This is a genomic window from Achromobacter xylosoxidans, from assembly GCF_002192695.1.
GTDB lineage: Bacteria > Pseudomonadota > Gammaproteobacteria > Burkholderiales > Burkholderiaceae_B > Achromobacter > Achromobacter xylosoxidans_C.
In genome coordinates this window covers 1-20,852 of record NZ_MTLG01000109.1, presented here as the reverse complement: position 1 = coordinate 20,852, position 20,852 = coordinate 1, and the positions used below count along the sequence as shown (strand labels likewise).

The following is a 20,852-nucleotide window of genomic DNA, read 5'->3' as shown; positions in this document are numbered from 1 at the left end:
TGCTCTCAACCATGATACGCACCGAACATTTTCTCGAAGACGCCGAGGGCTGGCTGCGCACCGCGCTGGCCCAGCTGCGCGAACAGTATCCGGCCACCGCCTCGCATACGCAGGAATGCCGCCAGGCCTGGAACCGCATGCTGTGCGCGGCCGATCTGATCGCGCTCACCTGGCCGCGCGAATACGGCGGGCGCGAGCTCAGCACCGCCACGCTGATCGCCTTCCACGAACTATGCGCGCGCCTGCATGCGCCGCAGCCCATCAACAGCATCGCGCATGCGATCCTGGCCCCCACGCTGCTGCGCTTCGGCACGCCCGCGCAGAAGGCGCAATTCCTGTCCGGCATCCGCGACGGCAGCGAGATCTGGTGCCAGGGCTACTCCGAACCCCAGACCGGCTCCGACCTCTCTTCCGTGCGCACCCGCGCCAAGCCGGATGCCGCCGGCTGGCGCGTCAGCGGCCGCAAGATCTGGACCACCCAGGCGCATCTGGCCAAGTGGTGCTTCGCGCTGGTGCGCACCGATCCCGACAGCCAGGCCCACCGCGGCCTGAGCTTCATGCTCATCGACATGCAAGCCGAGGGCGTGCGGGTCGAGCCCATACGCCAGATGACGGGCGAGGCCGACTACAACGAAGTGCTGTTCGACGCCACGCCGGTTCCCGAGGGCCGCATCCTGGGCGCACCTGGCGAAGGCTGGCGCATCGCCATGGCCGCCGCCGAGTACGAGCGCGGCATCTATTTCATGCCGCGCGTCATCCAGCTGGAAGACGAACTGCGGCAACTGACCGGGGCGCTGGCGCAGGCCGCGCTGGACGCGGACGAACGCGCCGTGCAGGCGCGGCGCGTGCGCGACCTGGCGGACCTGTGCCAGGTCATACGCTGGCGCGTGGACCGCGTGCTGCGGCAGGTTGCCGCGGGCGACACGCCCGGCATCGACGGCGCCATGCTCAAGCTGCTGTGGAGCGAAACCCGCCAACGCATCTGGGAACAACGCGTGGAACTGCTGGGCGAGGCCGCCCTGCTCGGCCCGCAGGCCGGCGCGCCCCATGCCGGCACGGCCAGCGTGCTGCGCGAATTCCTGTGGTCGCGCGCCGAAACCATCGTGGCCGGCACCTCGGAAATCCAACGCAATATCGTGGGCGAACGCCTGCTCGGCCTGCCCAAGGACAGGGGACAACATGCATAGCGAAATCAGGACACTGCTGTCCTCCACCTTCGGTCGCCTGCTGGAACAGCAGCATCCCGTCGCCCACGCTCGCCGCGCGCTGCCCGCCGACGACCCCGCCCAGCGCGCCCTGTGGAAGGAGCTCGCCGAAGGCGGCTGGTTGGAAGCGGGTTCGGAAGCCTTCCAAGCCGAGTACGGCCCCGGCACGCAACTCATGGGCGAATGGGCCGGACGCGCCCTGCTTACCCTGCCTTACGGTGCATCGGCGTTTCTTGCCAGCGCCCTGCTGGAACAAACGCCCGCCCTGTCGGCGGTCGTGCTGGACCTGGCGGCGCATCCGGCCAGCATCCGCTGCGACCGCGCCGGCGACGAGCAAGGCTGGATCGACGCCTACGGCCCCACGGCCCAGTACCTGCGCCTCGCCCGCCAGGACGAAGGCTGGCTGCTGGCGCGCTACGACCCGGCGATGCTCGAATCCGTGCAGGGCCTGGATCCCACCGTGGCGCTGGCCCGCCTGCGCGGTTCCGCCGTCGCGCAAACCGAACTGCCGGCAGCGCAGGCTGTACCGGCGCTGCAGAACCACCTCGCGTTCATGCTGGCGCAGTTGGTCGGCACCGCCGGGGCCTCGCTGGACCTGGCCATCGCCTACGCCAAGGAACGCGAACAGTTCGGCCGGCCCATCGGACAATTCCAGGCGATCAAGCACGCCCTGGTCGACGCCTGGACCGGACTGGACAACAGCCGCTACGCCGTGGAGGCCTTGCTGGCCGCGCGCGATTCGGCCGACCCGGAGCTTGCCGCATTGGCCGCCCGCCTGGCCGCCAGCGCCGCGCGGCGCGCCGTGAAGCTCTCCATCCAGGTGCATGGCGGCATAGGCTTCTCGTGGGAGCACGACGCCCAGCTTTACCTGAAGCGCGCCTACCGCCTGGCGGTCGAGGTCGAACGGCTGGCCGCGCTGATGCGGGACTAGCGTTCCAGGCATGCGCGCGCCGGAAGGGGCGCCGATAGAGGGTCATCAATTACGGCCGCCAAGTAGGGGCCGTTAACATAGCGGTTTTCCACAGCCGCTTTCCCTTGCGGGTTCCGGCGCGGCGCGACCGCGCCCGCCAGGCCCCTCCAAGCCCGATGAACCATGCCCCGCACCCGCCCGGCCGCCTGACATCCTATTACCGGAGCGGCGACGCCATGCGCAGCCGCAGCGTCAGCGGCACGGTGCTGACCGGCACGCTGGACCTGCCCGCGCCGCCCGCCCGCCTGCTGGCGGACTGGGAGCGCGAAATGGCCACGCGCCTGTTCCTGGAACCCGGGGACGTCGAACAGATGCCGCTGGTCCGCACACAGGCGCGCTGGCCTGAGTACGGCCTGTGCCTGCAGGCCATGGGCGACTGGATGCACGGCCAGGGACTGCCCGGCGTGCTGGCGTGCGCCGACATCGCCCTCATGGCTTGCCGCGGCGCCCGCTACCACCATGACGGCGCGCAATATGGCGGCGCCGCCTTCTGCAATCTGTTCCTGAGCGATGACCGCGGCCTGGACGTGCACTTCCCGGCTACCGGCCTGCGAATCCCGCTGCTGCGCGGCACCGCCATGATCTTCGACACCGGCCAGCCGCATGGCGTCATCCTGCGCCGTGGCACGGGCTTTCAAGAGGCCGACTTCGCGGCCGGCCTGGAATTGGCGCAATTGTTCCTGACCTGGGAACTGCCCATCGAGGATGTTCGCGTCGCACGAGCGCTCGGCATCGAATTCGATGTCGATCCGGCCACCGCCACGCGGCTGGACGAGGAACAGATCCGGATGAATGGCGCGCGCGCCGCAGTCGATCCGGAATCCGGATCTTGGTTGCGGGATGAGTGAAACTCCAGCGCCTGCCTGAACTTTCAGCCTCGTCCGCTACGCTCAAGACCCCGGCAGCGCCGCGCCCATGGCGGCAAACAAACCGCCGCACACCTTGTTGAAGCGCCGGCCGGCGCGCTCCAGCCAGGGGCGCACGCGATGCGCCAGCCGCGCCAGCACGTACTCGACCAGGAACTCCACCACGACGAAGGTCCCCGCCATGATGGCGAACTGCGTGTACAGGCTGCGGGCCGGATCGATGAACTGCGGCAGGAAGGCGCCGTAGAACAGCAGCGCCTTGGGATTGGAAATGGCCGACAGGAGGCCCTGGCTGAACATGCGCATGCCGCGGATGCGCGGCATGTCCGGGGTGGGCTGCAGCTGCACGCCCGGTGCGCGCCAGAGCTGGATGCCCAGCCAGATCAGATAGGCGCCGCCCGCCCACTTCAACACCGTCAGCGCCGGCCCCCAGGCCTTGAGCAAGGCGCTGATGCCCAGCATGGACAGGGCGATGAGCGCCACGAAACCCACCGCGCCGCCGGCAATGGTGCACAACGCCTTGCGGTGTCCGTGCAGCGCGCCATGCGTCAGGGCAAGCAGCGTGTTCGGCCCCGGGGTTATCGACAGCCCGATGACCGCGACCAGGTAGATGAGCCAGCTATGCAGCGCCATGGCGGATTGCTTGAAAGTAGGGAAAGCGGTCAGTCTAGTCCGCTGCGGCAGGGCCGCGCAAATGCGATCGGCATGGAAGGCGGGACGGCATGCGCGCCGCGCCCTCCTGCCGTGCCGCCCGATCCTGCTGCGCCAAGCTCAGCGGCGGAACCCTCCCCCATGGAACCCACCGAAACCGCCGCCCCAGCCTCCGCGGCCACCCATGCCGCGCCCCTGCCAGCCGCCGCCCTCCGCGCCGCCCATGCCGCCGCGGTCGCGCCAGCCTTCGCCCTGCATGCCGCGATCCTGCCAGCCGCCTCCCTCCATGCCGCCCATGCGGTCGCTGGAATAATCGCGCGCCTGGCGCTGGCCGTTCAGGTAATTGCTGCCCGACTGCGCGCTGGGCTGCACCGGTTGCCAGCCCGAGCTGGTGTGCTGTTGCCAGCCATTGTCGTTGTGCTCGTAGACATTGCCGTTGTGATCGGCATATACGTTGCCGTTGTTCCACGCCATGCCGCTGTTCGTGTTGCGGTCGTAGGTGGCGCCGCGCCGGTCCACGCTGCTGACTCCGTCGCCAGCCGTCCCGGTCGCCGTGGCGGAAGAAATGGTGCTGCGGCCGGTGTTGGTGTTGGTGCGCACGTCCTGGCGGCCCGCGGCCCATTGGCCGTCATCGTTGGCGACCGCGCCCGCGCGGCCCGCGCCCGATGCGCCGGTCGCGGGGTTGGTATAGGCGTCGCGCCGTCCGGCCGCCGCGTTGCCGGTGTACTCGTTGTAGGCCGCGCCGCGCGTGCCTTCGAAGGCCGCGCCGGTCTGCGGGTTGTAGCCTTCGGCATGGGTGCCCTGCCATTCGGTGCCGGTCCAGCCGTTCCAGCCGGCGGCGTGCGTGACCACGCCGGAGCCGCCCCAGGCGCCGTAGACATCGACCTGGTTGACGTTGACGCCGCCCCAATAGGGCGCGCCCCAATAAGGCCCCCAATAGGGCGCGGCGCCCCCCCAGGTCTCGCCCGCGACGAAGCCGAAGGCAAAGCCGGTCGCGGTGGCGAAGGCCGCGTCGTAACCATAGCTGGGCGGATAGCCGACCCAGGTGTCCTGCACGATGACCGGCGGGTACGCGTAGCCCGTGCCATACACCACGGTGCCGTCAGGACTGGCGACCACGCCCATATAGCCCGGCGTGTAGCCGAACACCACGGTCTGCGCGGTGGAACCATACACCTGCACGTAGGTGACGTAGTGCAGCGGCGAACTGACGGGTATGGTGTAGATGGCCGCCGGCACATGGTCCGCCACGCGCCACGGGCCCCGCGGCGAATCCGACACGAACCATACCGCGCGCGACAAGGCGTAGTAGCGGCCCTCGGCCTGGATCACCGGCACTTGCGAGTTGGCGGCGTAGTACAGCGCCGTGCCCTGAATGGGCCGCAGCGTAGGCTCGCCGCCGGCATACTCGACCTGCAGCTTGGCCCCGCTGCGCGACACCGTGGCGGTCTGCGGGATGGTCGAGGCGATCAGCGCCTCCTTGGCCTGCGGCGTGCCCGGCACCGAGGCCAGCACGCCAGACTGCGGATCCCGGGCCGGAATACGGGCGAAATCGCGCGGCAGCTGCTTGCCCGGCACGTAGGACCAGGGCCCGTCCAGGCTGGCGCCACGGAACCAGCGGCCGGACACCAGCAGGTAGTAGCGGTTGTCGCCGGGATTCATGAACAGGGCGTGATCGGCGTTGGCCACCGACAGCAGCGAGGTTCCCGGCACGGGCCGCATTTCGGGCTGGCCGACGGTCACCAGCAACTCGGCCGGCGCGGTCGACACCGCGATGGCGGGCGCGCGGTGCGGCGGCTTGCCGCCATGCGGCAGCAAGGGATCGGGCGCGGCCTTGCGGCGCGCCGCGTCGGCGGCAGCCAGCAATGCGGCAGGCGGCTGCGGCAGGTCCGTCCAGGGTCCGGTGGCGCTGGCCGCTTCGTACCAATGGCCGGCCGCTTGCAGGAAATAGCGGTCGGCGCCATTGGCCAGCATCAGCGCGCGCGTGTTGACCACCCGGCGCCAGCCCGCCGCGTCCGGCACCTCGGCCAGGACGGGTCCGCCATCGATCAGCACCAGCACGGTGGGCACCGTGCGGTAGATGATACGCGGCGGTGCGTTGTCCACCGGGACGGTCTTGGTGGCCGGGTTGTTCTGCGACAGCGTGTAGCTCAGTTGCAGCGCGTCGAGCCGCGTGACCACGCCCTTGGCGGGCAGGCGGGCCTCGAGCTGGCTGCGCAGCTTGGCGGCTACCTCCGGCGAGGTAGGCACCTGCACGCGCTCGATCCGGATGTCCGAAAGATGCACCAGGCCCGCCGGCTTGTTGACCTCGGCCCGGGCGGAAAATTCGGCCACGCCATAGGTCGGATTGCCCTTGGCCGCGCCAACGGCCACCGCCATGCGGCCCGAAATACGGTCGGCGGTCCAGGTATCGATCTGCGGTTGATAGAGTTCCACCCGCGTGCCGTCGGCGCCCTCGAAGCTGCGCGGCCATTGCAGCGAGCGCGCGGCCTCCTCCTGGGCGTCGGATTGGGCGGGCGCCGTTTGCGTCGGGGTCTGTCCCTGCGCTTGCGCCTGTGCCGTGCCGCTAGTCATCAGGCTCGCGCCGGCAGCCAGGCCGGCCACGGCCAGGGCCAGGGCAAGGCGTGAAAGACGCCCCGGCGGGCCCGCCGGCACGGACGGCGTTGTCGGGAAATCATGCACGCGCCACAGTCGGGTCAGGCTATACATCTCGCGCTCCTCGTTGAGGGCCGCGGCCGCCAGTCGGGGCCTCGGCCACTCTGATTTCCCGCAGCGCCGCCGCTGCGGGCCATGCGTCTGCCGGCCTCTGCGCAAGGCGTCCTGCATGGGCCGGCTTCTGAATAAGCAACAGAACGTTAACACCGCTGAAAAGCTATTGCCCGCTTTTATCAGACCTTCTATAAAACATCTCATCAGGGCTGCTACTTTTGCCCGATTGCCTTTCCGCTGCCATCCAACTAGAAGCGCGGCGCAACGCCCGCCACACGCCGGCATTCCCGTGCGTTGCGCCCAGGCCCGGGCCCCAGTCCGCGGCATCCTGGCCGTCCCTCGAAGACTTTCCTGCTGCAAGCACACGCCGCCAAGTAGCCGTGGAAAGGAGCAGTTCATGGCCCCTGCCCTGAATCATCCCGGGGTGTATGTCCAGGAAGCGCCCGCTGCCGCGCACACCATTGCCGGTGTGCCGACCGCGGTGGCCGCGTTCCTGGGCACGGCCATGCGCGGACCGCTCAACCAACCGGTCCGGGTGCTGGATTTCGCCGGTTACGAACGCGAGTTCGGCGGTCTGGCCGAAGGCTGCGAACTCGGCTACGCGGTGCTTCAGTTCTTCCTCAACGGCGGCGCCGAGGCCTGCGTGGTGCGCGTGGCGCCGACCGGGCTGAACGGAGCGCAAGACGCGCATGCCGCCTTCATCGGCCAACGCGCGCAGCGCCTGGGCCTGCATGCGCTGGACGAAGCCCATCCCTTCAATCTGCTGTGCCTGCCCGGCATCACGCACGCCGGCGTGCTCGCCGATGCCGTGTCCTACTGCAAGGAGCGGCGCGCCTTCATGATCATCGATGCGCCGCCGCAGGCGGCCGATGCTGCCGCCATGGCGACGACGGTCATGGGCACGGCGCTGCCCAGGTCCGATCATGCCGCGGTGTACTTCCCCTGGATTCAGGCGACCGACCCGCTGCGCATTGGCCAGCCCCGATTGACGTCCCCCTGCGGCGCGATCGCCGGCCTGTATGCGCGCACCGACGGCATTCGCGGCGTCTGGAAAGCGCCGGCCGGCATGGACGCCAGCCTTGCCGGCGTGCTGTCCCTGGCCGTCGCGGTCAGCGAAGACGAGAGCCGCAACCTGAACACGCTGGGCGTCAATTGCCTGCGCACGTTTCCCGGGCGCGGCACGGTCTGCTGGGGCGCGCGGACCTTGCAGGGCGCGGACCACTTCGCTTCGGAATACAAATACGTGCCGGTGCGCCGGCTCGCGCTCTACCTGGAGCGATCGCTCTACCGCGGCACGCAGTGGGCCGCGTTCGAGCCCAACGACGAAGCGCTCTGGGCGCAGATCCGTCTGAACCTCGGCGCCTTCATGAACGCGCTGTTCCGCCAGGGCGCATTCCAGGGCGGCACGCCGCGCGACGCCTATCTGGTCAAGTGCGATGGCGAAACCACCACGCAGCAGGACAGGAACCGTGGCGTGGTCAACATCCTGGTGGGATTCGCTCCGCTCAGGCCGGCGGAATTCGTGGTCATCCGCATCCAGCAACGCGCCGGCCAGACGCAAGGACTACAGCCGTGAATGCGCCTGCCGAACCACGCATCCTGGCCTTGTGGGACACGGGCAGCCAGAGCCGCGCGCACGCGCTGGCGCAGGCCGCCGCGACTGCCGAAGCGCTGGCGCGCGAGACAGGGCTGGAGCTGTATCGCATCGACCTGTCGCAGATCGTCAGCAAGTACATCGCCGAGACCGAGAGAAACCTGGACCGTCTGTTCGAGTCGGTCGAGCAGCGCGGCGCCATCCTGTTCTTCGACGAAGCCGACGCGCTCTTCGGCGAACGCGCAACCGTCAAGGACAGCCATGACCGCTACGCCAATATCGAGCCCAGCTATCTGCTGCAACCCATGCAGTCGTACCGCGGCCTGGCGTCGCGGGCCGACAGCCTGAAGTCCAACCTGGACAGCGCATTCCTGAGGCGGCTGCGCCTCGTGGTCCAGTTTCCGGCCGCCGCGCCGGATCAACCTGCCCGCCCCTGAAGCCGCGTTTTCCCGGCTGCCGACGGCGGCGCCGAAGTCACCATGGCGCGCCTGCTGCAAGCCGTCCGCGCCGACGCAAGCCTACACGCCAGGCCCTGGCCTGGCATCAAGACCAGAGGACACCCATGAAACCCGTCATCAACGAATACGTACGCGAACTCAGCCACCCCGGTTACGACGCGGCCCAACGCAATGCCTTTGTCGCCGCCATGGTGAGCAAGCGGCTGATGCGGCGCACGGAGCAACGGCGCGAGGCAGGCGAGGCCGACGCCGCGCTGGCCAGCGCGCTGGGCGACAGCGCCTCGGCCTCTGACGCGCGCGCCGGCAGCGACAAGACTTGAAGGCTGCGCAGCCGCAGGATGAAGCTGCGTCCGATACGGGCGCGGCACACGCAGGCAAGCCAGGCCGGCCGCCACGGTATCATCAGGCCTGTGGCGCCGGCTTGCTCCTCCGGGGGAAGCTGGCGCTGCCACCTCCGCCCACATCCTGCATAACGCGATGACCCCATACATCTCGGCCGGCATTCTGCTACTAGGCGTTTTCGCCGCCATCGCCTACCGCAGGCAGCGGCAGCGCACGATGGACACTGCCGGCCGGCGCCTGGGCAGCGACCTGATCGCGGGCGGCGCGCTATACGGCGTGGCCGCGCCGCCCATCGGCGGCGCGGCCGTCATCATTGCCCTGACCGCCGCGACCCGGGATCCCGAGACCCTGCTCATGCTGGTCTACGCCTTGCCCTGGTTCTACATTTTCGGCTTCGTGCCCGCCCTGCTGTGCGGTGTCGTGGCCGGCGCGCTGCGGCCGGCGCATCCGTCCTGGCGCGCCTGCGCCGGGATGGCGCTGGTCGGCGCCGTCTATGGCTTCGTTTTCCTGCTCGGCTTCATCTCCCACAACCGACCGTGGCAGGAAGACTTCGGCTTTCCCTTGACCGTCGGCGCCGCGCCCGGCGCGCTCAGCGCCTTCGTGTGCGCGCGCTTGCTGTACGGCAAGCCTGGTCGCCGCAGCGAGCCGGGCGACCAGACGCCGCAAACGGCCTGAGGCCGCGACCACCAGCCGCCGCCAGCCTCACGCCTTGCGCCCGCTGGCGCGCCCTGGCGGCTCGGCGTGCAGGTCGCGCGCTGCGCCGCCGCCAAACGCCGTCAGCGCGCGAGGCGTGGGCTGCGACATGGAAATCTGCCTGGCGGTTTCCAGCATCATCGGGACGTAGCGGGATACCGCGCGCTTGACCGTCCATTTGGCCGCCGACACGGACAACTGCAGTCCCGCCACCACGCGCTGGTTCAGATCGTAGACCGGCACAGCCAGCGCCAGATCCCCGCGGTAGTACTCCTCCTTGCAGCAGGCGTAACCCTGTTCGCGCGACAAACGGATCTGCGCCATCAGCTCGTCCAGGTCGGTCAGCGTGTTGGCGGTGTACTTCACGCGTTCGCTGGCCTCCAGGGCCTCGCAGGCTTGCTCGTCGCTCATGCCGGCGAGGTACACGCGCCCGGTGGAGGAGCAGTACATGGGGATGCGCCGTCCCACCGGCATGTGCACCAAGAGCCGCAAGGGGCTGGGGAAGCGGCCGATGTAGATCATGTCCTGCCCGGCCGGCTCCGCAAGATTCACGGTTTCGCCGGCATTGCGGTTGAGTTCCAGCAAAAAGGGATTGGCGCGATCCAGCAGCGTATGCGATTCCAGGTAGCGGCAACCGGCGTCCAGCGTGCGCGACGACAGCGAATAGCGCTTGCTGACAGGGTCCTTGTTGAGCAGGCCCAGCGCTTCCAGCGTGAACGCGAAGCGCTGCGCGGCGCTGCGGGTGATGCCCGCCGCGGCGGCAATGTCCGGCAGGCTCATGGAGGTGTGTTCGGCGTCGAAGGCATCGAGCACGGCGATGCCGGTGGCCAGCGATTGGACGTACAGCGTGGAGGATTCCGGATTCATGGCTGGGCTGGGCGGCGCAGGCCGCCAGTCTATTAGTGTTCGATACGTAGAGATTGCATTCCAATCCAATTGAATGCAAGAAAAAGTGGCAGATCTTTTGACATATTCTACCTTTTCCGTACCAGGTAATCCCGGGAAAACCCTTAAATAAAAAGCGCTTAGCTGAAAGCCTAGTTGATTGACAGGCTTTCCTTGGCCGGATTATAAAATCTACATGCGATATATAGTTATCGCTATTCGATACGATAATGCGCACCTGACAAGGACGAAATCGGACGTCCGGTACACCGTGCAGGTGCGCGATTCCAGCTTCCAAGGGGATTCCGATGCTGCACAAAGTGTTGAAAACGTTGTTGGCGACGGCGCTGTGCGCCGCCGCCCTGTCGGGCGCGCACGCCCAGACCGTCAAGGTAGGCGCCACGCCCACCGCGGTGCCGTTCAACTTCCTGGACCCGAAGACCAACACCCTGCAGGGCGTGATGATCGATATCGCCCACGCCGTGGGCAAGCAGGCCGGCTTTACCGCGGAAGTGATGCCGATTCCGTTCGCCTCGCTGGTGCCAGCCCTGCAGACCAACAAGATCGACATCATCGCCTCGGCCTTCGCCAAGACGCCGCAGCGCGCCGAGGTGGTCGATTTCACGCAGTTGGTGGTGGAGTACGGCGAGGCCCTGATCGTGCCGGAGAAGGACAAGACCGAATACAAGAGCATCGCCGACCTGAAGGGCAAGACCGTCGGCGTGCAGATCGGCACGCTCTACGTCGAACCGCTGAAGGCCGCGCCCGGCCTCAAGGAAATCAAGATGTACGAAACCATGTCCGACCTGGTGCGCGACGTGGCGCTGGGACGCCTGGACGCGGCGTTCGGCGACGGACCAGTGATCTCCTACCAGGTCCGCACCCAGGGCGTGCGCAACGTGCGCTACGTCGAAAGCTATCAGCCGGCCATGCCCACCAACATTGCGCTGGCCGTGCGCAAGGGCGACGCCGAACGCGTCAAGCAGCTCAACGCGGCCATCGATGCGTTGCGCCAGGACGGCACTCTCGCCGCCATCATGAAGAAGTGGGGCGTCGCGCCCTGATCCCGAGCGCCGCGGCCCGATCCGCCGCGGCGCGCCGCCTAACAGGTATCCAAGATGTTCCAGTCATTTTTCAGTGACGCCGCGGAGTTCTTCCCGGTGCTGATGCAGGGGGTGCTGACGACCATCGCCATCACTGCGGCGGCGCTGGTCATCGCCACGGCGCTCGGCCTGTTCTGGGCCCTGCTGCGGGTCAGCGGCGTCGCGCCGCTGTCGCACGCCAGCCGCATCCTCACCAACATCATCCGCGGCGTTCCCATCATCGTCGTGCTGTTCTACATGTACTTCGTGCTGCCGGAGATCGGCATCAGCCTGACCGCCTTCCAGGCCGGCGCGCTGGGCCTGGGCATCGCGTACTCCTCATACATGTCGGAAGTATTCCGCTCGGGCATCGACGCGGTCGATCCCGGCCAGTTCGAGGCGGCCCAGTCGCTGGGCATGTCGCGCGCCAAGCTGATGCGCCGGGTGGTGCTGCCGCAGGCCTTCAAGGTCGCGCTGCCGCCCTACGGCAACAACGTGGTCATGATGCTCAAGGACTCCTCGCAGACGGCGGTCATCACCGTGGTCGAGCTGTCCATGCAGAGCAAGCTGATCGCCTCCTCCACCTTCAAGAGCGCCACCATCTTCACGCTGGTCGCCCTCATGTACCTGGCCATGAGCCTGCCCATGATGTACTTCATCGGCAAACTTGAACGCCGCTTGGGGCGCCGTCAATGATCAAGATCGAAAACCTCAGCAAATCGTTTGGCGCCCACCGCGTGCTGGAAGGCATCAACGCCGAAATCCAGCAGGGCGAAGTGGTCTGCCTGATCGGGCCCTCCGGCTCCGGCAAGTCCACGCTCCTGCGCTGCATCAATGGCCTGGAACGCTACGACGGCGGCCGCATCACGATAGACGGCGTTACCGTGGACGCGCGCCGCAAGGACATCCAGAACATCCGCCAGCGCGTGGCCATGGTGTTCCAGCGCTTCAACCTGTTCCCGCACCGCACGGCGCTGGAGAACGTCATCGAAGGCCCGGTGCACGTCAAGGGCGAAAGCGTCGAGTCCGCCACTGCGCGCGGCCGCGAGATTCTGACGTCGGTCGGCCTGGCCGAAAAGATGAACCACTATCCGCAGCAGCTCTCGGGCGGCCAGCAGCAGCGCGTGGCCATCGCCCGCGCGCTGGCGATGGAGCCCGAGGCCATCCTGTTCGACGAACCGACCTCGGCGCTAGACCCGGAACTCGTGGGCGAAGTGCTGTCCGTCATGCGCACGCTGGCCGAAAAGGGCATGACCATGGTCATCGTCACGCACGAAATGGACTTCGCCCGCAACGTCTCCGACCGCGTGCTGTTCCTGGAAAACGGCCGCATCGCGGAACAGGGTCCCTCGCGCGAAGTGCTGACCGATCCTCGCAACGAACGCATGCGTGATTTCCTCAAACGCGTCACCCACGCCCAGTAGCTCCGGCACCATGAACCATGATCTGTTTTCGCCCGCAGCCACGCTGTGGGCCGCGACCGCGCCTGCGCGCGCCGCCTCGCCGGCGCTGGCCGGCCCGCTGCATGTCGACGCCGCCGTGATCGGCGGCGGTTTCACCGGACTGTCGGCCGCCTTGCATCTGGCCGAGGCCGGCCTCAAGGTAGCGCTGTTCGAATCCCATGAAGTGGCCCATCGCGCCTCCGGGCGCAACGGCGGCCAGGTAGTGCCGGGCTTCAAGCCCGGACCCGCCGCGCTGATCCGCCGCTTCGGCGCGGACACGGCGGCGCGCATGATGCGCTTTGCCTATGGCAATGCCGACTATCTTTTCGAGCTGGCCGAACGCCTGCGCATCGATTGCTCGCCCACCCGCAACGGCTGGATCCAGGGCGCATTCTCGGCGGCATCGGGCAGCTATCTCAAAAGCCGCGCGCGGGAGCTGAACGCGCATGGCGGCGACGTCGAATACCTGGACGCCGACGCGATGCGCGCGGCCACCGGCTCATCGTTCTGGCCCGCGGGGCTGCGCGAAAGGCGCGCGGGCGCGGTACAGCCGCTGGCCTTCGCGCGAGGACTGGCGCGCGCGGCGCAAGACGCCGGCGCGGCGGTGCATGACCACTCGCCGGTATCGGCCGTGACGCCGGCGCCTGGCGGCGGCGCGACGCTGAGCGTCAACGGCTTTGCCGTCCAGGCGCGCCACGTCGTGCTGGCGACAGACGCCTACACCGACCGGCTATGGCCTGCCGTAGCGCAGTCCTACGTCAACGTATCCAGCGCGCAGATCGCCACCGATCCCCTACCGCAGGCGCTGCAGGAGCAGTTGCTGCCGCTGCGCGCCGGCATCTCCGAGACGCGCAAGATCACCTACTACTGCCGCATCGACCCCGAGGGGCGCTTCGTCATCGGCGGCCGCGGGCACTCGTCCGAGCGCCTGGATCCGTCAACCGGCGAGCAGCTGCGCCGCGCCGCGATCGCGCGCTTCCCGCAGCTGGCCGATGCCACTTGGCGCCACGGCTGGGCCTGCCGCGTGGGCATGACCATGGATGACCTGCCGCGCGTGCATCGCCTGGCGCCGGGTATCTGGACCGCTTACGGCTACTGCGGACGCGGCGTGGCCATGGGCACGGCGCTGGGCCGCGTGCTGACCGACGCCATCCGCGGCGTGCCGGCGCGCGAACTCGAGTTTCCCGTCACGCCCATCGAGCGCATGCCCTTTTACCCGGCGCGGCAGTTCGGCGCGACGCTGGCCATCAACTGGTACCGCCTGCGCGACGCGCTGGGCTATCCCGCCTGACCCCTGCCCTGGCGCTTTCATATCGTCATGACGACTCAAACGAAATTTCCAGCCACGGTGGACGTGGCCATCATCGGCGGCGGCATCATAGGCGTGAGCACGGCGCTCGCGCTGGCGCGCGCGGGCGTGCGCTGCGCGCTGTTCGAAAAAGGCGCGCTGGCCTGCGAACAGTCCTCGCGCAACTGGGGCTGGGTGCGCACACTGGGGCGCGATCTGCCCGAGGTGCCGCTGGCGCTGCGCGCCAACCAGCTCTGGCGCGACATCCAGGACCAGGTCGAAGTCGGCTACCGCCGCAACGGCCTGGTCTACCTGCAGGAAAACGATAGCGACGCCGCCGAGCACGAAAGCTGGCTGGCCAAGGCGCGCGCCTACGGCGTAGAGGCCGACATGCTGGGCCGCGAAGCTGCGCTGCGCCTGCTGCCCAGTTCCTCGCGCGCCTGGACGGGTGCGCTCTACAGCGCCGCCGACGGCGTGGCGGAGCCGCAGATCGCCACCCAGGGTGTCGCGGCGCTGGCGCGCCAGGCCGGCGCGCTGATATACGAAAACTGCGCCGTGCGCGGCCTGGAGACCAGCGCAGGCCGCGCCGACACGGTCATCACCGAACGCGGCACTTTGCGCGCGCAGGCGGTACTGGTGGCCGCCGGCGGCTGGTCGCGCCTGTTCTGCGGCAACCTGGGCGTGGACTTCCCGCAGCTGAAGGTGCGCGGTTCTGTGCTGCGCACCGAGCCGTTCGACGCCGGCGTATCGCTGGCCATCAACGGCCGGGACTTCACCTGCCGCAAGCGTGCCGATGGCGGCTACACCGTCTCGCAGTTCTCGGCCTCCCTGGCCGAACTGGTGCCCGACAGCTTCCGCCTGATGGGCAAGTTCCTGCGCACGTGGATCGCCAATAATTCGCTGGTAAAGATCCGCTTCAGCAAGCGCTTCTTCGAGGAACTGGCGACGCCGCGCCGCTTTCCGGCCGACCGCGAGACGCCTTACGAGCGCTGCCGCGTGCTCGATCCCGCGCCCTACGCGCGCGGCATAGACCAGGCCTGGGCCCGCCTGCAGCACGCCTTCCCGGTGTTCCAGCAGGCACGCATCGCGCAGTCATGGGGCGGCTACATCGACGTGACGCCGGACGCCATGCCTGTCATCGCACCGGTCGCCGCCGTGCCGGGGCTCTATCTGGCATCGGGATTTTCGGGACACGGCTTCGGCATCGGCCCGGCGGTGGGAGAAACCATGGCCGCCCTCATCCAGGGGAATGCAGCGCCGGTGGACATCCGGCCATTCCGGCTGGAGCGATACGCCTAGGAGAGACGACGGCCGCATCATTGCCCCATGGCGCGCATGCGCTGATATCATGGCCATGCGCCGCGGCACCGCTGCCGCACCCAGAGGAGGCAAGTATGTTGAAAAAACTGCTGGCATTGATGTTGGGCATGGCATTGATGGGCGCGGCAAGCGCCACGCTGGCCGCCGACAAGGTCGTCTATCACGTCAACGATTCCGCCTCGCAGGCGCTTTCCGCGCTGCGCAACATGCGCAACCAGCTGGACACCGCGCCCGACACCTCCATCAAGCTGGTGGCCCATGCCGATGGCGTCGACTTCCTGATGACGGACTACAAGGACGCGGCCCAGGTCGGCCCGCTGATCTCGGCGCTAGCCGCGCGCGGCGTGGCCTTCGAAGTCTGCGAGATCACGCTCAAGAACCGCAAGCTGGCCAAGGATGCCTTCGTGATGGAAGCGGACTTCACGCCCTCCGGCGTGGTCCGCATCACCCGCCTGCAGCAAGAAGGCTATGCCTACATCAAGCCCTGATTGCCGGCCACGCCCTTGACCGCGGGCTGATTGGGGCTTACCTGGCCTATCGTCTTGCGGTCGCGCAGATAAGTCGCCACCACATCCCAAATGGGCTCGCCGCTGGCGCCTTCAGCCACCGGCGCCCAGCCGGCCACCTTGTACTGCTTGTCGGCCTGGACCGGCGAGCCTCCCAGGCGCATGTCGCTGATCCGCGCCCCCGCCGCGCCCGCCGGATCGATCGCATACTGCAAACCGCCCACGCGCACCATGTCTCCGCCCTGCTGGTAGTAGGGATCCGGGTTGAACAGATTGTCGGCCACGTCCTCCAGGATGGTCTTGAGGGTGGCGCCGCTCATCTGCGTCACGGTGGTATGGGGATAGGTGATGGCGGTCTGGTCCAGCACGTTTTCCATCGTGATCGCCTGGCCCGGCAGCAGGCTGGTGCCCCAGCGGAATCCGGGCGAAAAGGCAATCTCCGCGCCCTTGACCTGCATCAGCGCATCCAGGATCACCTGATCGAAGGTGCCGTTGAAATTGCCGCGCCGGTACAGGGTTTCCTCCGTGGTGGCCAAGGGCTGCGACAGCTTTTGCGCATACGGCGCGCGGATGCGCTCGACCAGCTCCGCCATGGCAGGGTCCGCCGGCAGGTACTGGGCGAACACCGGCATCAGCGTGTAGCGGAAGTCGGCCACCTTGCCGTCCTTGACATCGAAATCCAGCACGCCAAGGAATTTGCCGTTGCTGCCGGCATTGGTGACCAGCGTCTTGCCGCCGGCGTTCTGCACCGCCACCGGGGCGGGCACGCCGTCATGCGTATGGCCGCCCAGGATCGCGTCCAGGCCGCGCACGCGCGAAGCCAGTTTCAGATCCACGTCCATGCCGTTGTGCGATAGCAGCACCACGGCTTGCGCACCCTTGCCGCGCACCTCGTCTATGGTTTCCTGCAACCGCTGTTCCTGGATGCCGAAAGTCCAGTCCGGCACCATGTAGCGGGGGTTGGCGATGGGCGTATAGGGAAACGCCTGGCCGATCACGGCCAGCGGCACGCCGTTCATTTCACGCATCGAATAGGGAGCGAACACCGCGTCGCCGAAGTCGCTGGTCTCGACGTTCTGCGCCAGGAACTCGACCTTGCCCTTCAGGTCCTTCTCCAGCACTTCCTGCACGCGGTCGGCGCCCAGCGTGAACTCCCAATGCGCCGTCATCATATCCACGCCCAGCAGCAGGCAGGCATCCACCATGTCCTGTCCTCGGGTCCAGAGGGCGGTGCCCGACCCTTGCCAGGTGTCGCCGCCGTCCAGCAACAGCGCGCCCGGGCGCGAGGCCTTCAGGCGCTTGACCAGGGTCGCCAGATGGGCGAAGCCGCCCACCTTCCCGTACTGCCCCGCAGCCTGGGCGAAGTCCAGACAGGTAAAGGCATAGGCCTGGGCCGAACCCGGCGTGATGCCATAGGCCTTGAGCAGATGTTCGCCCACCAGATGCGGCGCGCGTCCCGCAGCCTGCCCGATGCCCAGGTTGACGCTGGGCTCGCGGAAATAGAGCGGCATGAGCTGCGCGTGGCAATCGGTGAAATGCAGGAAGTGCACGTTGCCGAAGGCGGGCGCGTCGTAGAACGCCTGCGCCGCCTGCGCCGCCGCTCGCGGGTGGTGCGACAGGCCCATGCCGCCCGCGGAGGCGACTGCCAACATCTGAAGAAACTCGCGTCGATTGATCATCGGTCCAACCGTGTGAGAGGGAGAGAGGCGCTCAGGAGCGCGGCGTGGCATGGCGCAGCAGTTCGAGCACGTCCTCCTCGAACATCTCGCCGGGGATGGCCTCGAGCAGCTTGCCATTCGCGTCCAGCACGAATATTTCGGGAATGACGCGGCGCTTGCCGAAGACCGCCCGCAGCGCTTCGTTGTCCATGGCCACGCCAAAGGTGTAGCCATGCTTGGCGACGTAGTCGCGCGCGGCCTGCTCATCCTTGTCGATGCTGACCGTCAGGATGCGCAGGCCCTTGCCGCGCGCGGCCTCGGTGAGCTTCTGCAGATGCGGATTCTGCCGCGCGCAGTAGGGGCACCAGGAAGCCCAGTACTCCACCACCAGCGGCTTGCCCGCGAAATCGGCGGCGGACAGCCGGGTGCCGTCCAGCAGCTGCACGTCCGGCATCACGAGCTTGTCCCCCACTTTCGGCGGCGCCTGGGCATGGGCCGCCGCGGCGGCCAGCATGCCCACGGCCAGCAGCAAGCGGCCGTATCTGGAAACAGCGTTCATGCGTCCTGCGCGCGGGGCGGCGTTCAAGGCTTGGCCTGGTCGTCGTTGACGGCGGATTGCGGATCCAGCAGCAGCGCCATGACATCCTTGAGCTGCTGTGCCGTCAGGATGCCCGCCGCGCCGAAGCGCGGCATGTTGGAACAAGGCATGGTGGCGTGCGAGTCGTAGATCTTGTTCCAGGTGTAGGCGACCATTTCCTTGCCGTTGCCGCGCAGCTTGCCGTACTGGTAGAGCGACGGACCGATATTGCCAAACGAAATCTCGGCCTTGGTCATCTGGTGGCAGGCATAGCAATTGCCGCCATTGATGGTCTTGGCCGTATCCGAGAACTGCAGGCCGCGGCCGTTCTGCGCCACTTTCTCGCCCTGCCGCCAATCGCCGATGTAGTTGCCGTCGGCGGGCGGCTTGACGTTGGCGGCGGCTTCCTGCGTGATCTTCAGGGCCGTTTCCGCGGGCATCTCGCCGCCTGCATCGGCGATCGAACAGGCCCGCTGCATGGTCGATTGATCGATCCGGTCCAGCTTGGCGAGGCCGCGCTCGACGAAGGAGTCCTTCAGCTCCGCCACCAACGCCTGGTGATCGACAACCGCCTTCGGCGCCGGCTGTTGCGCGGCGGCGTTTGCCGCCAGTAGCAGGCCCAAGGCCGCCAGGCCGGGCCAGGTCGTGCGTATCTTGCGCATGATTCCCCCTTTACCGCTTGATGGCCGGGGCCATCATCTGGCCGCCGTTGGCGTTGACACCCAGGAATACGGTCAGGTCCACCGAGGCGTCCGAACCGTATTTCAGCAAGGGCATGCGCTGCTGGCGGAAGCAGTCCTGCAGGCGCCATTGCATGGAACGCAGCGCACCTTGCGACACGCGATAGGCCGGCCAGCTGGCGAAGGCCGCGCGCGCGGGCTCCTGCTTGGTCAGGTTGGGCAGGTCCTGCAGGCGGATGCGCTTGTTGTCCCCGGTGTGGCAGGACGCACAGGAAAAGTCATACGGACCGCCGCGGTAGTAGAAGATGTCGCGGCCGCGCGCGTAGGCGGCCTGCTCCTTGGGGTGGCTCTGCGGCACGGCGATCTTCATGCCGCGCGACATGCCGGCCACATACGCCACCAGCGCCTCGATGTCGGTCGAATACTGCCCGTCGCCCGAGAACGGCTTCTTGGTGACCTCGGCGGCCTCCATGCCTTGCAGCTGCACCATGCAATAGACCAGGCGGCTCTCCAGGTCCATGACGCGGCCGGCATCCTCGAAGTAGCGCGGCAACTGCGCATACGCGCCCTTGACCACGCCGGCGCCTTGGCCCAGGTCGCATTTTTCCAGCGAGGCGTTCTTCGGCCCGCGGCTTTCCTTCCACAGGTCCTCGCCCGCCATCTCGATCAGCTCGGCGGGGTTGCCGTCGGCCAGCATTTCGCGGTACTGCGCGATACCCTGCGCCGTATCCTGCTCGGTCGCGGCCGCGGCGAACCTCGCCCCAGCCAGCGCGACACCGGCCAGCGCACAGGCGGCGGCCATGCGTTTCCTATCCATGTATGTCTCCTCACGCGGTTGCCCTGCCGGCCTTGCGTGCCGACGGGCGCTTATTGTTTGTCCGCCTTCACTCACACATTCGAAACGCTAGGTCACCGTGGTGGTGTCCGTGCGGGTCGCGCCTTCGCTGTCTTTCCACGTGACGCTGACCTTGTCGCCCTTGGCACCGCCCTTGAACTTGAACGACAGGAACGGGTCGCGCGACACCGCTGGCCCCCATTGCGCCGCGAGCACCACCTTGTCGCCGTTCTTCACCACGACGTCCTGGATGAAATGCGCCGGCACCACTTTGCCTTCGGCGTCCTTGCGCTGCCCGGTTTCCATGATGTGGCTCATCAGGACCTTCACCTCGATCACGCCGTCTTTCTCCGCGGCGCGGATCCGCATCGGCCTTGCTTCCATGTGCTGTCTCCTTGATTGGTCGTAGCCGGTGCGCGGATCAGCCGCCGCAGCCGCCCAGGGTCACCTTGATTTCCTTGTGCGCCGTGTAGTACTTGCCGTCGGCCTTGACCAGGGCGTACACGTCCGAGGTCTGGCCCATCTTCACGCGGGTCGCCACTTCGGGCTCGGTACCCGCGGGCAGCGTGAAGCTGGCAGCCAGGGCGTTCGGATTCTTGGTGACCAGGATGGAGATCTGCTCGGTGTTGGGCAGCTTGCTGACCGCCCCCACCGGCACCACCGCGCCGTTCTCGGCGATATCGGGGGCCACCAGCGTGATCTGGTCGCTGGCCACGGCGTCGCCACCGCCCAGCGCCTTGATCACGTCCTGCATGCTCTTGGCATCGAAGGCCTGCTTGTTCCAATCGGCCTGCACCGCCCAAGCCTGGCTGGGCCGCAGCAGGCCCGCCGCAACGGCCAGGCTGAGCACCGTGCCCAGGCCGACCACCTTGCGCCGCTGCCGATCGATGTGTTGTTGCGTCATAGCCGTCTCCTCTCTCCCTGAGTGTTCAACCCGGCGCGGGTGCGCCGGCCAGAATCCAGTCCACGATGCGTTTCAGGTCGTCGTCGCTGACGCCCGGGTTCGGCGGCATCGGCATGGCGCCCCAGACGCCGCCGCCGCCCTTGCGGATCTTCTGCGCCAGCATGGCGTGCGCGTCGGCATTGCCGGC

At 67.8% G+C, this 20,852-nt stretch carries 22 protein-coding genes; 13 read left to right on the top strand and 9 right to left on the bottom strand.

What is annotated here, in order from left to right; genetic code table 11:
* Positions 1 to 11: 11 nt before the first annotated feature.
* The 3 genes from BRO63_RS25560 (at position 12) to BRO63_RS25550 (ending at position 3,023) form a co-directional block, all read left to right on the top strand.
* The gene (locus BRO63_RS25560) at positions 12 to 1,187 is read left to right on the top strand and encodes an acyl-CoA dehydrogenase family protein (protein ID WP_088142476.1); all 1,176 of its coding nucleotides are present in this window, start codon (positions 12 to 14) and stop codon (positions 1,185 to 1,187) included.
* On the top strand, positions 1,180 to 2,136 hold the full coding sequence (locus BRO63_RS25555) for an acyl-CoA dehydrogenase family protein (RefSeq protein ID WP_088142475.1): 957 nt from the start codon (positions 1,180 to 1,182) through the stop codon (positions 2,134 to 2,136). The genes BRO63_RS25560 and BRO63_RS25555 overlap by 8 nt, the downstream gene beginning before the upstream one ends.
* Before the next feature lie 215 nt (positions 2,137 to 2,351).
* Positions 2,352 to 3,023, top strand: coding sequence for a hypothetical protein (locus BRO63_RS25550; RefSeq protein ID WP_373557800.1), 672 nt, complete (start codon positions 2,352 to 2,354; stop codon positions 3,021 to 3,023).
* Between the two features lie 42 nt (positions 3,024 to 3,065).
* Here BRO63_RS25550 and BRO63_RS25545 read toward each other — a convergent pair whose 3' ends face one another.
* Together BRO63_RS25545 and BRO63_RS25540 are read right to left on the bottom strand one after the other, a co-directional pair.
* Positions 3,066 to 3,674, bottom strand: coding sequence for a LysE family translocator (locus tag BRO63_RS25545; protein WP_088142473.1), 609 nt, complete (start codon positions 3,672 to 3,674; stop codon positions 3,066 to 3,068).
* A 138-nt stretch (positions 3,675 to 3,812) separates the two neighbouring features.
* Positions 3,813 to 6,401 carry a carbohydrate-binding family V/XII gene (locus BRO63_RS25540; protein ID WP_088142472.1) on the bottom strand — a complete coding sequence of 863 codons (2,589 nt, stop codon included), beginning with the start codon at positions 6,399 to 6,401 and terminating at the stop codon, positions 3,813 to 3,815.
* A gap of 397 nt (positions 6,402 to 6,798) precedes the next feature.
* Between BRO63_RS25540 and BRO63_RS25535 the strand changes: the two genes are divergently transcribed.
* The 4 genes from BRO63_RS25535 (at position 6,799) to BRO63_RS25520 (ending at position 9,470) form a co-directional block, all read left to right on the top strand.
* Positions 6,799 to 7,977, top strand: coding sequence for a phage tail sheath family protein (locus BRO63_RS25535; RefSeq protein ID WP_088142471.1), 1,179 nt, complete (start codon positions 6,799 to 6,801; stop codon positions 7,975 to 7,977).
* On the top strand, positions 7,974 to 8,432 hold the full coding sequence (locus BRO63_RS25530) for an AAA family ATPase (RefSeq protein WP_256943406.1): 459 nt from the start codon (positions 7,974 to 7,976) through the stop codon (positions 8,430 to 8,432). The genes BRO63_RS25535 and BRO63_RS25530 overlap by 4 nt, the downstream gene beginning before the upstream one ends.
* Before the next feature lie 125 nt (positions 8,433 to 8,557).
* Positions 8,558 to 8,773, top strand: a complete 216-nt coding sequence (locus BRO63_RS25525) for a hypothetical protein (protein WP_088142470.1) — start codon at positions 8,558 to 8,560, stop codon at positions 8,771 to 8,773.
* Positions 8,774 to 8,930: 157 nt separating this feature from the next.
* Positions 8,931 to 9,470: a hypothetical protein gene (locus BRO63_RS25520; protein ID WP_088142469.1), complete on the top strand. Its 540-nt coding sequence runs from the start codon at positions 8,931 to 8,933 to the stop codon at positions 9,468 to 9,470.
* Between the two features lie 27 nt (positions 9,471 to 9,497).
* Here BRO63_RS25520 and BRO63_RS25515 read toward each other — a convergent pair whose 3' ends face one another.
* Entirely contained in the window at positions 9,498 to 10,355 is an 858-nt protein-coding gene (locus BRO63_RS25515; RefSeq protein WP_088142468.1) for an IclR family transcriptional regulator, read from the bottom strand.
* 326 nt (positions 10,356 to 10,681) lie between these two features.
* On the opposite strand from BRO63_RS25515, the gene BRO63_RS25510 reads away from it, so the two are divergent.
* The 6 genes from BRO63_RS25510 to BRO63_RS25485 all read left to right on the top strand — a co-directional run bounded on the left by BRO63_RS25510 (position 10,682) and on the right by BRO63_RS25485 (position 15,993).
* A complete protein-coding gene (locus BRO63_RS25510; RefSeq protein ID WP_088142467.1) occupies positions 10,682 to 11,437 on the top strand; it encodes a substrate-binding periplasmic protein in 756 nt (251 codons plus the stop codon).
* A 54-nt stretch (positions 11,438 to 11,491) separates the two neighbouring features.
* Positions 11,492 to 12,151 (top strand): amino acid ABC transporter permease, encoded by a 660-nt coding sequence (locus tag BRO63_RS25505; RefSeq protein WP_054451769.1) that lies wholly within the window; start codon positions 11,492 to 11,494, stop codon positions 12,149 to 12,151.
* The gene (locus BRO63_RS25500) at positions 12,148 to 12,879 is read left to right on the top strand and encodes an amino acid ABC transporter ATP-binding protein (RefSeq protein ID WP_088142466.1); all 732 of its coding nucleotides are present in this window, start codon (positions 12,148 to 12,150) and stop codon (positions 12,877 to 12,879) included. Before BRO63_RS25505 ends, BRO63_RS25500 begins: the two co-directional genes overlap by 4 nt.
* 10 nt (positions 12,880 to 12,889) lie before the next feature.
* A complete protein-coding gene (locus BRO63_RS25495; RefSeq protein WP_088142465.1) occupies positions 12,890 to 14,188 on the top strand; it encodes an NAD(P)/FAD-dependent oxidoreductase in 1,299 nt (432 codons plus the stop codon).
* A gap of 27 nt (positions 14,189 to 14,215) precedes the next feature.
* A complete protein-coding gene (locus tag BRO63_RS25490; protein ID WP_088142464.1) occupies positions 14,216 to 15,484 on the top strand; it encodes an NAD(P)/FAD-dependent oxidoreductase in 1,269 nt (422 codons plus the stop codon).
* A 95-nt stretch (positions 15,485 to 15,579) separates the two neighbouring features.
* The gene (locus tag BRO63_RS25485) at positions 15,580 to 15,993 is read left to right on the top strand and encodes a DsrE family protein (RefSeq protein WP_088142463.1); all 414 of its coding nucleotides are present in this window, start codon (positions 15,580 to 15,582) and stop codon (positions 15,991 to 15,993) included.
* Here BRO63_RS25485 and soxB read toward each other — a convergent pair.
* The 6 genes from soxB to soxY all read right to left on the bottom strand — a co-directional run bounded on the left by soxB (position 15,978) and on the right by soxY (position 20,650).
* Positions 15,978 to 17,687: a thiosulfohydrolase SoxB gene (gene soxB, locus BRO63_RS25480; protein WP_088142531.1), complete on the bottom strand. Its 1,710-nt coding sequence runs from the start codon at positions 17,685 to 17,687 to the stop codon at positions 15,978 to 15,980. The genes BRO63_RS25485 and soxB overlap by 16 nt on opposite strands.
* Before the next feature lie 34 nt (positions 17,688 to 17,721).
* The gene (locus BRO63_RS25475; protein ID WP_088142462.1) at positions 17,722 to 18,228 is read right to left on the bottom strand and encodes a TlpA family protein disulfide reductase; all 507 of its coding nucleotides are present in this window, start codon (positions 18,226 to 18,228) and stop codon (positions 17,722 to 17,724) included.
* A gap of 23 nt (positions 18,229 to 18,251) precedes the next feature.
* Positions 18,252 to 18,908 (bottom strand): sulfur oxidation c-type cytochrome SoxX, encoded by a 657-nt coding sequence (gene soxX / locus BRO63_RS25470; protein ID WP_088142461.1) that lies wholly within the window; start codon positions 18,906 to 18,908, stop codon positions 18,252 to 18,254.
* Positions 18,909 to 18,918: 10 nt separating this feature from the next.
* Positions 18,919 to 19,743: a sulfur oxidation c-type cytochrome SoxA gene (soxA, locus tag BRO63_RS25465; protein WP_088142460.1), complete on the bottom strand. Its 825-nt coding sequence runs from the start codon at positions 19,741 to 19,743 to the stop codon at positions 18,919 to 18,921.
* Positions 19,744 to 19,830: 87 nt separating this feature from the next.
* Entirely contained in the window at positions 19,831 to 20,145 is a 315-nt protein-coding gene (gene soxZ / locus BRO63_RS25460; RefSeq protein WP_013396030.1) for a thiosulfate oxidation carrier complex protein SoxZ, read from the bottom strand.
* Positions 20,146 to 20,182: 37 nt separating this feature from the next.
* Positions 20,183 to 20,650 (bottom strand): thiosulfate oxidation carrier protein SoxY, encoded by a 468-nt coding sequence (gene soxY, locus BRO63_RS25455; RefSeq protein WP_041656212.1) that lies wholly within the window; start codon positions 20,648 to 20,650, stop codon positions 20,183 to 20,185.
* Between the last annotated feature and the right edge of the window lie 202 nt (positions 20,651 to 20,852).

Bases quoted from the DNA above. Each gene is read 5' to 3' on its own strand.
- BRO63_RS25560 (WP_088142476.1), top strand. From the start codon at position 12: ATGATACGCACCGAACATTTTCTCGAAGACGCCGAGGGCTGGCTGCGC.
- BRO63_RS25555 (WP_088142475.1), top strand. From the start codon at position 1,180: ATGCATAGCGAAATCAGGACACTGCTGTCCTCCACCTTCGGTCGCCTG.
- BRO63_RS25550 (WP_373557800.1), top strand. From the start codon at position 2,352: ATGCGCAGCCGCAGCGTCAGCGGCACGGTGCTGACCGGCACGCTGGAC.
- BRO63_RS25545 (WP_088142473.1), bottom strand. From the start codon at position 3,674: ATGGCGCTGCATAGCTGGCTCATCTACCTGGTCGCGGTCATCGGGCTG.
- BRO63_RS25540 (WP_088142472.1), bottom strand. From the start codon at position 6,401: ATGTATAGCCTGACCCGACTGTGGCGCGTGCATGATTTCCCGACAACG.
- BRO63_RS25535 (WP_088142471.1), top strand. From the start codon at position 6,799: ATGGCCCCTGCCCTGAATCATCCCGGGGTGTATGTCCAGGAAGCGCCC.
- BRO63_RS25525 (WP_088142470.1), top strand. From the start codon at position 8,558: ATGAAACCCGTCATCAACGAATACGTACGCGAACTCAGCCACCCCGGT.
- BRO63_RS25520 (WP_088142469.1), top strand. From the start codon at position 8,931: ATGACCCCATACATCTCGGCCGGCATTCTGCTACTAGGCGTTTTCGCC.
- BRO63_RS25515 (WP_088142468.1), bottom strand. From the start codon at position 10,355: ATGAATCCGGAATCCTCCACGCTGTACGTCCAATCGCTGGCCACCGGC.
- BRO63_RS25510 (WP_088142467.1), top strand. From the start codon at position 10,682: ATGCTGCACAAAGTGTTGAAAACGTTGTTGGCGACGGCGCTGTGCGCC.
- BRO63_RS25505 (WP_054451769.1), top strand. From the start codon at position 11,492: ATGTTCCAGTCATTTTTCAGTGACGCCGCGGAGTTCTTCCCGGTGCTG.
- BRO63_RS25500 (WP_088142466.1), top strand. From the start codon at position 12,148: ATGATCAAGATCGAAAACCTCAGCAAATCGTTTGGCGCCCACCGCGTG.
- BRO63_RS25495 (WP_088142465.1), top strand. From the start codon at position 12,890: ATGAACCATGATCTGTTTTCGCCCGCAGCCACGCTGTGGGCCGCGACC.
- BRO63_RS25490 (WP_088142464.1), top strand. From the start codon at position 14,216: ATGACGACTCAAACGAAATTTCCAGCCACGGTGGACGTGGCCATCATC.
- BRO63_RS25485 (WP_088142463.1), top strand. From the start codon at position 15,580: ATGTTGAAAAAACTGCTGGCATTGATGTTGGGCATGGCATTGATGGGC.
- BRO63_RS25475 (WP_088142462.1), bottom strand. From the start codon at position 18,228: ATGAACGCTGTTTCCAGATACGGCCGCTTGCTGCTGGCCGTGGGCATG.
- soxX (WP_088142461.1), bottom strand. From the start codon at position 18,908: ATGCGCAAGATACGCACGACCTGGCCCGGCCTGGCGGCCTTGGGCCTG.
- soxA (WP_088142460.1), bottom strand. From the start codon at position 19,743: ATGGATAGGAAACGCATGGCCGCCGCCTGTGCGCTGGCCGGTGTCGCG.
- soxZ (WP_013396030.1), bottom strand. From the start codon at position 20,145: ATGGAAGCAAGGCCGATGCGGATCCGCGCCGCGGAGAAAGACGGCGTG.